General features: G+C 71.3%; 10 protein-coding genes. 7 read left to right on the top strand and 3 right to left on the bottom strand.

Annotated features, from left to right (window positions below):
* Window positions 1-158 precede the first annotated feature (158 nt).
* A complete protein-coding gene (locus ACAG20_RS04545; protein ID WP_370491747.1) occupies window positions 159-2,102 on the top strand; it encodes a primosomal protein N' in 1,944 nt (647 codons plus the stop codon).
* Between the two features lie 51 nt (window positions 2,103-2,153).
* Here the strand turns inward: ACAG20_RS04545 and ACAG20_RS04540 are convergent, their stop codons facing one another.
* Window positions 2,154-3,134, bottom strand: a complete 981-nt coding sequence (locus tag ACAG20_RS04540; RefSeq protein ID WP_112689244.1) for an NAD(P)H nitroreductase — start codon at window positions 3,132-3,134, stop codon at window positions 2,154-2,156.
* Between the two features lie 203 nt (window positions 3,135-3,337).
* On the opposite strand from ACAG20_RS04540, the gene ACAG20_RS04535 reads away from it, so the two are divergent.
* From ACAG20_RS04535 to ribD, 6 genes are all read left to right on the top strand, one after another.
* Window positions 3,338-4,222 (top strand): universal stress protein, encoded by an 885-nt coding sequence (locus ACAG20_RS04535; RefSeq protein ID WP_370491679.1) that lies wholly within the window; start codon window positions 3,338-3,340, stop codon window positions 4,220-4,222.
* A gap of 33 nt (window positions 4,223-4,255) precedes the next feature.
* Complete coding sequence (locus tag ACAG20_RS04530; RefSeq protein WP_370491678.1) at window positions 4,256-5,755, top strand: AAA family ATPase; 1,500 nt, start codon at window positions 4,256-4,258, stop codon at window positions 5,753-5,755.
* Window positions 5,756-5,792: 37 nt separating this feature from the next.
* On the top strand, window positions 5,793-6,722 hold the full coding sequence (gene fmt, locus ACAG20_RS04525) for a methionyl-tRNA formyltransferase (RefSeq protein ID WP_370491677.1): 930 nt from the start codon (window positions 5,793-5,795) through the stop codon (window positions 6,720-6,722).
* Window positions 6,719-8,119: an RsmB/NOP family class I SAM-dependent RNA methyltransferase gene (locus ACAG20_RS04520; protein WP_370491676.1), complete on the top strand. Its 1,401-nt coding sequence runs from the start codon at window positions 6,719-6,721 to the stop codon at window positions 8,117-8,119. Before fmt ends, ACAG20_RS04520 begins: the two co-directional genes overlap by 4 nt.
* Window positions 8,120-8,136: 17 nt before the next feature.
* Window positions 8,137-8,802, top strand: a complete 666-nt coding sequence (gene rpe, locus ACAG20_RS04515; RefSeq protein ID WP_370491746.1) for a ribulose-phosphate 3-epimerase — start codon at window positions 8,137-8,139, stop codon at window positions 8,800-8,802.
* A 63-nt stretch (window positions 8,803-8,865) separates the two neighbouring features.
* Window positions 8,866-9,897, top strand: a complete 1,032-nt coding sequence (gene ribD, locus ACAG20_RS04510) for a bifunctional diaminohydroxyphosphoribosylaminopyrimidine deaminase/5-amino-6-(5-phosphoribosylamino)uracil reductase RibD (protein WP_370491675.1) — start codon at window positions 8,866-8,868, stop codon at window positions 9,895-9,897.
* A gap of 47 nt (window positions 9,898-9,944) precedes the next feature.
* Here the strand turns inward: ribD and ACAG20_RS04505 are convergent, their stop codons facing one another.
* Window positions 9,945-11,507, bottom strand: coding sequence for an MFS transporter (locus tag ACAG20_RS04505; protein WP_370491674.1), 1,563 nt, complete (start codon window positions 11,505-11,507; stop codon window positions 9,945-9,947).
* Entirely contained in the window at window positions 11,507-12,205 is a 699-nt protein-coding gene (locus tag ACAG20_RS04500; protein ID WP_370491673.1) for an LppX_LprAFG lipoprotein, read from the bottom strand. The genes ACAG20_RS04505 and ACAG20_RS04500 overlap by 1 nt, the downstream gene beginning before the upstream one ends.
* Window position 12,206 lies beyond the last annotated feature (1 nt).

Here is a 12,206-nt window from a genome sequence, read left to right as displayed (position 1 = left end):
GCGCGAGCAACGCCGCCCCCGCCGATCCACAGGCCGGGCGGCGCTGTGAGCCGGCGGATGCCGGGGTCGGCGGCGTCTGCTAGACCTGCGTGGTGAGCGTCGAGCGCCTCGAGAGCGAACCCGGCGATCCCGGCGACCCCATCGCCCGGGTGCTGCCGATGCTGACGGTGCCGCATCTGGACCGCGAGTTCGACTATCTCGTCACACCGGAGCAGGCCGAACACGCGTTGCCCGGCACCCGCGTGCGGGTGCGCTTCCACGGTCGGTTGGTCGATGCCTTCGTCTGGGAACGCCGCGCCGATACCGACCACACCGGCAGACTGGGCCGGCTGGAGCGGGTGATCTCGGCTGAACCGGTGCTCACCGCGGAGGTTCGCCGGCTGGTGGAAGCGGTGGCCGCCCGCTACGCCGGCAGCCGGGCCGACGTGCTGCGCCTGGCGATACCGCCGCGTCACGCCCGGGTGGAACGCGAAGCGGTGGAGCTACCGGAGGCTCCGGTGCTCGAACCGGTGAATCCCGCTGGCTGGCAGCGCTATTCAGCCGGTGGCGCGTATCTGGCTGCGCTGGAGGAGGGGCGGGCCGCACGTGCGGTCTGGCAGGTGCTGCCGGGCGACTCATGGGCCGATCGGTACGCCGAGGCTGCCGTCGCCGCCATCCGTGCCGGGCGCACGGCCGTGGCCATCGTGCCCGATCAGCGTGACATCGACGCACTGTCGAACGCCGCGACCGCCCGGATCGGTGCGTCGGCGGTCGCCGCCCTGTCGGCGGGGCTGGGGCCGGCCACCCGGTACCGGCGCTGGTTGTCGGTGCTGCGCGGCGGCGCCCGGCTGGTGATCGGCACCCGCAGTGCGGTCTTCGCCCCGCTCACCGAGCTGGGGCTGGTCATGGTCTGGGACGACGGCGATGACAACCTGGCCGAGCCACGGGCGCCTTACCCGCACGCCCGTGAGGTGGCGATGCTGCGGGCGCATCTGTCGGGCTGTGCCGCACTGATCGGCGGCTATGCGCGCACCGCCGAGGCGCACGCCCTGGTGACTGCCGGATGGGCGCACGATGTGGTGGCGTCGCGGGCGGTGGTGCGGGCTGCGGCACCGCGAGTGGTGGCCCTCGACGACAGCGGGTATGCGGACGAGCGTGACGCCGCGGCGCGCACCGCCCGACTGCCCGCGGTCGCCCTGCAAAGCGCGCGCACCGCACTGGCCGCGGGCACACCGGTGCTGGTGCAGGTGCCCCGGCGCGGGTATGTGCCGTCGCTGGCGTGCGGACGCTGTCGAACCATCGCGCGGTGCCGGCACTGCACCGGGCCGTTGTCGCTGCCGCAGCGCGGCGGTGCGGCACTGTGCCGGTGGTGCGGCCGGGTCGATCCGGCGCTGCGGTGTGGGCGCTGCGGCTCGGATTCGGTACGCGCGGTGGTGATCGGCGCGCGGCGTACTGCCGAAGAACTCGGCCGCGCCTTCCCGGGCACCCCGGTCATCACCTCCGCCGGGGACACCATCGTTGAGCGCACCGATGACGGGCCCGCGTTGGTGATCGCCACCCCCGGTGCCGAACCGCGAACCCCGAACGGCTACGGGGCGGGACTGCTGCTGGACAGCTGGGCGCTGCTGGGCCGCCAGGACCTGCGCGCCGCCGAAGACACGCTGCGCCGCTGGATGGCCGCGGCGGCGCTGGTGCGCGACCGTGCTGCCGGCGGGGTGGTGACGGTGGTGGCCGAGTCGTCGATCCCGACTGTGCAGGCGCTCATCCGGTGGGACCCGGTCGGCCATGCCGATGCCGAACTGGGCGCCCGTGCCGAGGTCGGACTGCCGCCGGCGGTGCATATCGCCACCGTCGACGGTGACGTGGAGTCGGTGACGGCGCTGCTGGAGCAGGCGCGGTTACCCGACGGCGCCGAACCGCTGGGCCCGGTACCGCTGCCGCCCGGGGTGCGGCGCCCGGCCGGTATCGACGACGAGTCGGCCGTGATCCGGATGCTGGTCCGGGTGGGCCGCGATCACGGCCTTGCGCTGGCCGCGGCGCTGCGTGACAGCATCGGTGTGCTCAGCGCCCGCGGGTCACACCGCCCGGCGCGGGTGCAGATCGACCCGCTGCACATCGGCTGACCCGCCGATGGCGAGGCCAGATCGCCCGGCCTTCCCGCGCGGTGACCGCCCCTATCTCCCTTGGACTGTCAGGACCTCGTCCAGCGGGCGCCGGCCGGTGCGCGGTGATTCTTCGCTGGCGGGCGCGTGCCCGATCCGGATCAGCACCTGCGGGAGGGCATCACCGCCCACCAGTGTCTCGACGATCTCCCGGGACGCCTGTACCTCGATCAGGTGTGTCAGCGGGCAGGTGGCCAGTCCGGCGATCGTGCACTCCAGCAGGACGGCCGAGAGCGCTTCGCCGGTCGCCAGGGCGTCGGCGCGGCTATCGCTGTCGGTCGACAGCACCACGACCGTGGCCTGGTCCTCGCTGAGGTGAACCCGCCGTTCCTGCCGGTGGCCGACCGGAAAGGTGCGCCCGATGCCCACCCGGTCAGCTTCGGCGAGCGACGCCAACGAGCGGTAGGGGATTCCCGCGGACTCCTCGAACGGCACCGTCCAGCGACTCAGTTCGGCATGGTAGTTGGAGTCGTAGAGCCGCAACGATTCCGCCAACTGCGACGCCTGCGCAAGCCGAGGGCGGGCGTCCTCGGGCAGCACATCCAGATGCACCCGAATGTGGCCGATGTGGTTGCGCAGCACAGGTTCGAACAACTCCCAGTTCGACGGCGCCGCCAGCGCCAAGCGATCGCTGCGCCGCACCCGGATCGCCTCTACGCGGCGATGGTGTCCGGCGGTGACAAAGCCCATCCGGGCGAAGCGGATCGACGCGAGATGATCGGGGTCGTTGGGATTGGGAAACCGCTGCACCTCGGTGCGTAGGCCGACCGCGGCCACGGCGGCCCGAAGATGATCCAGCGCCGCACCGCACCCGATGACCGCCTGGCGCCCGGATCGATCCGACGGAAGTACCCGGCCGGGGTCGACGAACAACCGGAGCTCGTCGCCGTCGAGCACCCAGCGCCACGGCTGGATGTTGTGCTGCGACGGGGCCCGGCATGCGGTCTGCACCGCATCCCGGATCGTTTCGGTCGCGACCAACGCGGCAGACACCTCAGTCCTCCGATCTCCACCTATCACCCATGATCCCGTGAACCGAGCGCCGGCGAAAGGGCCGTTGGCACTCTGCGGGTCGTCGTCCTACCTGCATAGCAGGCCAACGGCCCCCGGGGTCAGGACCAACGACTCCTGCGAACCGGCCCGGCCTGCCGTAGCTTCGAGGTCGGGGCGGGCGACGATGGCTGGAGGGCCGCACGATGTCACAAGCGGAGAACACCCGCGGGATAGTGGTGGGTGTCGACGGATCGGCCGAATCCGATGCGGCGGTCGCCTGGGCGACGGACGAGGCGGCGATGCGCAACCTGCCGCTCAGCCTGTTGCATGTGGTGACCCCGCTGGAGACCGGATGGCCGCCGGACCCGCGGTCTGACGGCATGCCCAGCTGGCAGGCCGACGCGGCGCGAGGGGTCCTCGAACGGGCCCGCGGAGTTGTCGAATCCCGCGGGCACGCGGTACCCGCGGTGCACACCGAGATTGCCTACTCCCAGGTCGTCGCCACGTTGATCGGTGCCAGCAAGGGCAGTTGGATGACCGTCGTCGGGAGCACGGGCCTGGGCGCGATCGGCCGCTTGCTGCTGGGCTCGGTGAGCACCAGCCTGATCCATCACGGCCACGGCCCGGTGGCGGTCATCCGGACGGATCGCGCCGTCGCCGACGACGCACCGGTGGTGGTGGGGATCGACGGATCGCCGGCCTCGGAGACCGCGGCGGCGCTGGCGTTCGACGAGGCGTCCCACCGGGGAGTGCCACTGGTGGCGTTGCACGCCTGGAGCGACGTCGGGGTCATGCCGCTGCTGAACATCGACCGCAGCGGCTACGAAGAGCAGGCACACGAGATTCTCGCGGAACGGCTTGCCGGCTACCAAGAGCAGTATCCCGATGTGACCGTGCACCGCAAGGTGGTCAGTGACCAGCCCGCACGCTGGTTGATCCACGCGGCCGAGCAGGCCCAACTGGTGGTGGTCGGCAGTCGCGGCCGTGGCGGATTCGCGAGTCAGCTGTTGGGTTCGGTCAGTTCCGCGGTCGCCCAGGCGGCGGGGATTCCGGTGATCGTGGTCCGCCCCCGGCCCGGCGCGAAATGACCTTGGCCGCATCGATCGTCAACACTGGAAGCCATGGCGTCTGAGATAGAGCAGGCGGCGCCCTACGTTCAGGCACACGAAACGCACTCCGGCGTGGTGGTGCTGGTGGGTGACCGGGCTTACAAGGCCAAAAAGCCGCTGCAGACCGACTTCCTCGATTTCCGCACCGTGGCGCAGCGCGAGCAGGCGTGTAGGCGAGAAGTCGAGCTCAACAGCCGCCTTGCCCCCGATAGCTATCTCGGGGTGGCCCACTTTCAGGGACCCGCCGGCGCGCCGGCCGAACCGGTCATTGTGATGCGGCGCTATCACGACGAAGAACGGCTGGCCTCGATGGTCAAGCGCGCCGAGCCCGTCGAACACGTGCTGGACCGCATCGCCGGCCTGCTGGCCGATTTCCACGACCGCGCCGAGCGCAGCCCGACGATCAGCCGGCAGGGGGACCTCGAGGCGGTCCGGCGGCGCTGGGACGACAACTTTCCCACGCTGCACCAGCACGCCGGCACCGCTGTGCCACCCGAAACCGTGCAGCGGGTGCAGCATCTCGGCGCCGAATACCTGAGTGGCCGGGCGAAGCTGTTCACCCGGCGCGTCGAGCAGGGCTGCATCGTCGACGGCCACGCCGATTTGCTCGCCGACGACATCTTCTGGGTGGATGGCCGGCCGGTGCTGCTCGACTGCCTGGAGTTCAGTGACGAACTGCGCTACGTCGACCGCATCGACGACGCCGCCTTCCTGGCCATGGACCTGGAGTTCCTGGGACGCAAGGATCTCGGTGACTATTTCCTGGAGCGCTACGCGGCATGTTCGGGCGATACCGCGGCACGCTCGCTGCGGGATTTCTACATCGCCTACCGCGCGCTGGTGCGGGCCAAAGTCGACTGTGTGCGGCTGACTCAGGGCAAGCAGGGGGCCGCGGCGGTGGCGGCCGAGCACCTGGACATCGCCTTGCGTCACCTGGAGGCCGGTGCCGTGCGGTTGGTGCTCGTCGGCGGCGGTCCCGGTACCGGGAAGTCGACCCTGGCCGGCGCACTCGCCGGCCACGTCGGCGCGGTGGTGGTGTCCACCGACGACGTGCGCCGGGAACTGCGCAGTTCCGGGCAGCTCAGCGGCGAGGCCGGCAGCCTCGGCGCGGGTCTCTACGCGCCGGCCAATGTCGCGGCTGTCTATCGCGCGGTACTGCAGCGGGCGGGCCGGTATCTGGGCGACGGCGTGTCGGTCGTGCTCGACGGCACCTGGCGTGACGCGGAGATCCGCGCCGAGGCGCGCCGGCTGGCCGGCGACAAGCATGCCGCGTTCGGCGAGATCCGCTGTGTGGTGCCGATCGAGGTCGCCGCCGAGCGCGTCCGGACCAGGGCGGCGGGCAACTCCGATGCGACACCCCAGATCGCCGGCGCGCTGGGCGCTGACGACTTCGAGTGGGACACCGCGCATCACGTCGACACGTCCAAGCCGCTCGATGAGTGCGTGCAAGAGGCCCACGAGCACTGGCAGGCCGCCATTGCACAGCCGTACGGGGACGGCGCCGCGCGGTAGCCGCCGCCGCGACCCGTCGCTTCCCTAAACTGTCCCGGTGCGCATCGTCTTCGCCGGCACCCCGGACACCGCGTTGCCGTCGTTGCAGCGGCTGATCGACTCACCGCGCCACGAGGTGGCGGCGGTGCTCACCCGGCCCGACGCGGCGTCGGGACGGCGGGGGCGCCCGCAGCCGTCGCCGGTGGCGCGGCTGGCCCTCGACCACGACATCCCGGTGCTGCGGCCGGCCAAGCCGAACTCGCCGGAGTTCGTCGCCGAGCTGGCCGATCTGGCACCCGAGTGCTGCCCGGTGGTCGCCTACGGGGCGCTGCTGCGCGAGGAGTTGCTGTCGGTACCGGTGCACGGCTGGGTCAACCTGCACTTCTCGCTGCTGCCGGCCTGGCGGGGGGCGAGCCCGGTGCAGGCGGCTATCGCCGCCGGCGACGAAGTGACCGGCGCCACGACGTTCCGGATCGAACCGGACCTGGACTCCGGCCCGGTCTACGGTGTGGCCACCGAGACGATTCGCCCGGGCGACACCGCCGGTGAGCTGTTGGGTCGCCTGGCGGTCTCGGGCGCCGAACTACTGGCGGCCACGCTCGACGGCATCGCCGACGGCGCACTGACCCCGGTCCCCCAGTCACCCGACGGGGTCAGCTATGCCGCCAAGATCAGCGTCGAGGACGCGCGGGTGCGCTGGGAGCTGCCCGCCGCGGCGATCGACCGTCGCATCCGGTCCGTCACCCCGAATCCGGGCGCCTGGACGATGATCGGCGATCTGCGGATCAAGCTCGGACCGATCAGCATCACCGATGAAGCGCCGAAGACGCTGGCGCCCGGTGACATTCACGTCGACCGGCGAAGCGTCTGGGTCGGCACCGGGTCGACGCCGGTAAGACTGGGCCAAATCCAGCCGCCCGGAAAAAAATTCATGGATGCCGCCGACTGGGCGCGCGGTGCCCGGCTCACCGGAGCGCGGGCGTCATGACCCGCCCGTCCCGCCGGCCGCAGCGCGGCCCGCACAAACGCGAACGCAAACCGCTGGACCCGGCACGCCGCGCCGCATTCGACGTATTGCGGGCGGTCTCGCAGCGCGACGCCTACGCGAACCTGATGCTGCCCGCGCTGCTGCGTGAACGCGGGATCACCGGCCGCGACGCCGCTTTCGCGACCGAACTGACCTACGGCACCTGCCGGGCGCTGGGGCTGCTCGACGCGATCATCGGGGCGGCCGCGCAGCGCTCGTCCGACGCGATCAACCCGGTGCTGCTGGACCTGCTACGGCTGGGCAGCTACCAGTTGCTGCGCACCCGAGTCGACGCCCATGCCGCGGTGTCCACCACCGTCGAGCAGGCCGCTATTGAATTCGATTCGGCGCGTGCAGGTTTCGTCAACGGGGTACTGCGAACCATCAGCGGCCGCGATGAGCAATCCTGGACCGCGGAGCTGGCGCCGGACGCGGCCGCCGACCCGATCGGACACGCGGCGTTCGTGCGGGCGCACCCGCGCTGGATAGCGCAGGCCTTCGCCGATGCGCTGGGGGCCGACGCCGGTGAACTCGACGCCGTGCTGGCCGCCGACGACGAGCGTCCCCAGGTGCATCTCGCCGCCCGGCCGGGCATGCTGACCGCCGCCGAGCTGGCGGCTGCCGTCGAGGGCACCGTCGGCCGGTATTCGCCGTACGCGGTGTATCTGCCCGGCGGCGACCCGGGCCGGCTGGAACCGGTGCAGGCCGGTGCGGCCCTGGTGCAGGACGAAGGCAGTCAACTGGTGGCCCGGGCGCTGACATTGGCTCCGGTGGCCGGCGACGACACCGGGCGGTGGCTGGACCTGTGCGCCGGACCCGGCGGAAAGACCGCGCTGCTGGCCGCGCTGGGAGCCGCGACCGGGGCCAGGGTCACCGCGGTGGAACAGTCGCCGCAACGCGCCGACCTGGTCACCGAGAACACCCGCGGCCTGGATGTAGCGGTGCTGACCGCCGACGGCCGCGATTCGGGGTTGCCGCCCGGCTTCGACCGGGTACTGGTCGATGCGCCGTGCACCGGCCTGGGCGCATTGCGGCGGCGCCCCGAAGCGCGCTGGCGCCGCCAGCCCGCCGATGTCCCGGTGCTGGCGAAACTGCAGCGCGAACTGCTGGCCGCGGCGATCGCGCTGACCCGGCCCGGCGGCGTGGTGCTGTATGCGACGTGTTCACCGCACCTGGCCGAAACCGTCGGCGTGGTCGCCGACGCGCTGCGGCGGCACCCGGTGACGGCGCTGGACACCCGGCCGTTGTTCGCGCCGCTGGACGGCTTGGGCCTGCTCGGGGAAGGCCCGCACGTGCAGCTGTGGCCGCACCGGCACGGCACCGACGCCATGTTCGCTGCGGCGCTACAAGTAGGCTGAGCCACGTGTCACGACCCATGATCGCGCCGTCGATCCTGTCGGCGGACTTCGCCCGGCTCGCCGAGGAGGCCGACGCCGTCAAGGGCGCGGACTGGCTGCACGTCGACGTGATGGACGCCCACTTCGTGCCCAATCTGACGATCGGCCTGCCGGTGGTGGAAAGCCTGCTGGCGGCCACCGACATCCCGATGGACTGCCATCTGATGATCGAGGACCCGGGCCGGTGGGCGCCGCCGTACGCCGAGGCGGGCGCCTACAACGTCACGTTCCACGCCGAGGCCACCGACGACCCGATCGCGGTCGGGCGCGACATCCGGGCCGCCGGTGCCAGGGCCGGGCTCAGCATCAAACCGGGCACGCCGCTGGAGCCCTACCTGGAGATCCTGCGGAACTTCGACACCCTGCTGGTGATGTCGGTGGAACCGGGATTCGGCGGGCAGTCCTTCATCCCCGAGGTGTTGAGCAAGGTGCGCGCGGTGCGCAAACTGGTCGACGCCGGCGAGTTGAGCATCCTGGTGGAGATCGACGGCGGCATCAACGCCGACACCATCGAACAGGCCGCCGAGGCCGGCGTCGACTGTTTTGTCGCGGGTTCGGCCGTCTACAGCGCCGAGGACCCGGGCGCCGCGGTCGAATCACTGCGCCGCCAGGCCCTCGCCGCCTCGCCGCATCTGCGCGCATGAGCGCCGAGGCATGAATCCCGAAGGCGACGGCGAGCGAGGGACGAACGAGCAAGGAGCCGAGGCATGAATCCCGCCCCGGCCGCGACGGACGCCGCCGGCTTCGATGCGGCGATGCTGCTCGCGATCGACCAGTCGCAGCAGGTCAAGGGCAACACCTACCCCAATCCGCCGGTGGGCGCGGTGGTGCTCGACCGTGACGGCCAGGTGGTCGGTGTCGGCGGGACCCGGCCGACCGGTGAGGCGCACGCCGAGGTGGTGGCACTGCGCCGCGCCGGCGAGCTGGCCGCCGGCGGCACCGTGGTGGTCACACTGGCGCCCTGCAACCACCACGGCCGAACGCCGCCGTGTGTGGAGGCGGTGCTGGCCGCCGGTGTGGCACGCGTGGTCTATGCCGTCGAGGACCCCAACCCCGAGGCGGCCGGCGGGCCGGCGCGGCTGGCGGCGGCCGGGATCGAGGTGCTCTCCGGGGTGCAGGCCGCCGCGGTGACCGTCGGGCCGCTGCGGGAGTGGTTGCACAAGCAGCGCACCGGTTTGCCGCACGTGACGTGGAAGTACGCCACCAGCATCGACGGGCGCAGCGCCGCCGCCGACGGGTCGAGCCAATGGATCACCAGTGAGGCGGCGCGGGCCGACCTGCACCGCCGCCGCGCGGCCGCGGACGCCATCGTGGTGGGCACCGGAACGGTGCTCGTCGACGATCCGACGCTGACCGCCCGGCTGCCCGACGGCACCCTGGCCGACCGGCAGCCGCTGCGGGTGGTGGTGGGGGAGCGCGAGATCTCCGCGGACGCCCAGGTGCTCAACGACGACTCGCGCACCATGGTGATCCGCACCCACGATCCGGCCGAGGTGCTGCGGGCGCTCTCGGATCGCACCGATGTGCTCCTGGAGGGCGGTCCCACGCTGGCCGGGGCATTCCTGCGGGCCGGGGCCATCGACCGGATCCTGGCCTATGTGGCGCCGATCCTGCTGGGCGGGCCGATCACCGCCGTCGACGATGTGGGCGTATCCAGCATCGCCCGGGCGCTGCGGTGGCGGTTCGACACCGTCGAGCCGATCGGCCCGGACCTGCTGTTGTCCCTGGTTCCGCACTGAGCCATCCCAGCGCCGAGCAGACGTGAAGTCCCCCAAAATAGGACGATTCAGGGGGCCTTCACGTCTGCTCGCGCAACAGAAACAGCGGCGTCGGGGTCCTCGACGGAATCCTTGTTGCTGCCGATGAACAGCCCGAGCACCGCGCCCACCACACAGACGATCGCGGTGATCCCGAAGATCTCGCCGTACATCATGGCGAACGCCAGCTTCGAGTTGTGCGCGGTCGCGGCCATCTTCTCGGCCAGGCTGCCGCCGGGCACCTTGGGGATGCCGGCCAGGATCTGGTTGAAGCGGTACAGGCCCCACGCCGACAGGGCGGCCAGCCCGACGAGCATCCCCGTCATGCGGGCCACCACCACGCCGGACGCGGCGATGCCGTGTTCGCGCGGCGGCACCGACCGCATCACCGCCGACGTCAACGGGCCGATCACCAGCCCCAGCCCGAAGCCGGCCAGCATCTGGTCGGTGTCCAGGGCGGGCAGCGAGAACAGCCCCAAGATGTCATGCCGGTAGGCCAGCAGATCGACCGGCCATTTCGAGATCAGCCAGTAGCCGCCGGCCGCGATCAACAGGCCGACGAACGTCACCCCGCGGTCACCGACCCGGGTGGCGATCCAGCCGCCCAGCAGCGCACCCACCGGTAGCGCGACCAGGAACCGCAGCAGCAGTCCGGCGGCCTCGTTCTGGGTCATGCCCAGCACGCCCTGCCCGAACAGCTCGACGTCGACCAGCGTGACCATCAACGCCGCGCCGGCACACACCGAGGCGCCCAGCGCGGCCAGAAACGGCCCGAACCGGGCGCCGGTCGGGTCGATCAGCTTGGTGCGGGCAAACCGCTCCCACAGCGCGAACAGCACCGTGGCCGCCAAGGCGCCCGCCAACACCTGGGGGCCCCAGTCGGGCAGTGCCTGCTTGGCGTTGGGTTCGGGGTTGTACAGGCCGATCACGGCCAGCCCGAGCGCCGCGGCCAGCAGCAGCCCGCCGACCACGTCGACGCGTTCGGGCGGCGCGTCATCCGGGGCGGCGTCGGCCCGCGACGGCAGGCTGAAGTGAATCATCACCATCGCCATCGCCGTGAGCGGCACGTTGATCCAGAACACGTCGCGCCAATCCCGCAGCAGCCAGACGATGAAGATGCCGTACAGCGGCCCGAGCACGCTGCCCAACTCCTGGGCGGCGCCGATCCCGCCGAGCACACCGGCGCGGTTGCGCTGCGACCACAGGTCAGCGCCCAGGGCCAACGTCACCGGCAGCAGCGCGCCGCTGGCGACGCCCTGGATGGTGCGGCCCACCACCAGCATCGACAGATCCATCGCCAGTGCGGTCACCACCGAGCCGATAGCGAACGTGATCAGACTCACCTGGAGCAGCAGTTTGCGGCTGAATCGGTCCGACGCCCGCCCCAGCAGCGGCATCGCGGCGATGTAACCGAGTAGATAGCAGGTGATGATCGGGGTGAGCTGCTGGATCTTGTTGATCGGGATCCCGACACCGGCAGGCTGCGGCGCCATGATGTCGCGCATGATGGTGACCACGACATAGGTGTCGAGGGCACCGAGCAGGACTGCGAGGCTACCTGCGCTGATTGCGAGTCTGCGGTTAACCCGCATCACGCTCCCGCCGGCTTCTCAACCGTGACCGGGTCATTCCAGTTCGACAGCGTCATCTGGATCGAGTTGCCGGCACTGGGGTCGAGCTGGGCCTGGACCAGCTGGTGGTCGCCATCCTCCTGGATCCAGACCGTGGCCGGCGTCGACGCGGTCGCCTTGAGCTGCGGGGCCAGGGCGTTCACGGCGTCGGCGGGCGCATCGCCGGTGACCCGGACCGCCTTCTGGCCGTTGATGGTGTCGCGGGCCTGCGCCTTCGGGTCCTTCAGCTTGGCCAGCATGTTGGCCAGCCCCTTGTCGGGGCTCAGGATCGCTGCCACATCGTAGATCTTGTCGGCGGCGCCGTAGTTGTCGTAGTCGTCACCGGTGATCGCCGCATACAGATCGCCGTCGATCACGACGAACTTGGCGTCGACGTCCGAGCCCAGCATGGTGATCGTCGCGCTGCCCTTGGCCGCCGTGGTCGGTTCGTTGGTCAGATCGCCCTCGAGCGTCTTGACCGGCAGGTTCTTGATCTGGCCGGTCACCGAGAGGGCCAGGTGGGCGCTCTTGAGGTCGGCGGTGGTGGTGGCCGACTCCTTGACCAGCGTCGTCGCGTCCGGCAACGGCCCGCCGGCATCCTTACTGGAGCAGCCGGCGAACAGCGCGGCAGCGGTGGTGGCGGTGGCCAGGGCGATCACAAGTCTGCGCATGGGTGACATC

Source organism: Mycobacterium sp. pW045, from assembly GCF_041287085.1.
Taxonomy (GTDB): Bacteria; Actinomycetota; Actinomycetes; order Mycobacteriales; family Mycobacteriaceae; genus Mycobacterium; species Mycobacterium algericum_A.
The sequence above is the reverse complement of the archived record's forward strand: the minus strand, read 5'-3'. Positions and strand labels throughout refer to the sequence as shown.

What these genes read in the sequence shown, in the direction of transcription:
- ribD (WP_370491675.1), top strand. Translation starts at nt 8,866, where the DNA reads ATGAATCCCGCCCCGGCCGCGACGGACGCCGCCGGCTTCGATGCGGCG.
- ACAG20_RS04545 (WP_370491747.1), top strand. Translation starts at nt 159, where the DNA reads ATGCTGACGGTGCCGCATCTGGACCGCGAGTTCGACTATCTCGTCACA.
- ACAG20_RS04520 (WP_370491676.1), top strand. Translation starts at nt 6,719, where the DNA reads ATGACCCGCCCGTCCCGCCGGCCGCAGCGCGGCCCGCACAAACGCGAA.
- rpe (WP_370491746.1), top strand. Translation starts at nt 8,137, where the DNA reads ATGATCGCGCCGTCGATCCTGTCGGCGGACTTCGCCCGGCTCGCCGAG.
- ACAG20_RS04530 (WP_370491678.1), top strand. Translation starts at nt 4,256, where the DNA reads ATGGCGTCTGAGATAGAGCAGGCGGCGCCCTACGTTCAGGCACACGAA.
- ACAG20_RS04500 (WP_370491673.1), bottom strand. Translation starts at nt 12,205, where the DNA reads ATGTCACCCATGCGCAGACTTGTGATCGCCCTGGCCACCGCCACCACC.
- ACAG20_RS04535 (WP_370491679.1), top strand. Translation starts at nt 3,338, where the DNA reads ATGTCACAAGCGGAGAACACCCGCGGGATAGTGGTGGGTGTCGACGGA.
- ACAG20_RS04505 (WP_370491674.1), bottom strand. Translation starts at nt 11,507, where the DNA reads ATGCGGGTTAACCGCAGACTCGCAATCAGCGCAGGTAGCCTCGCAGTC.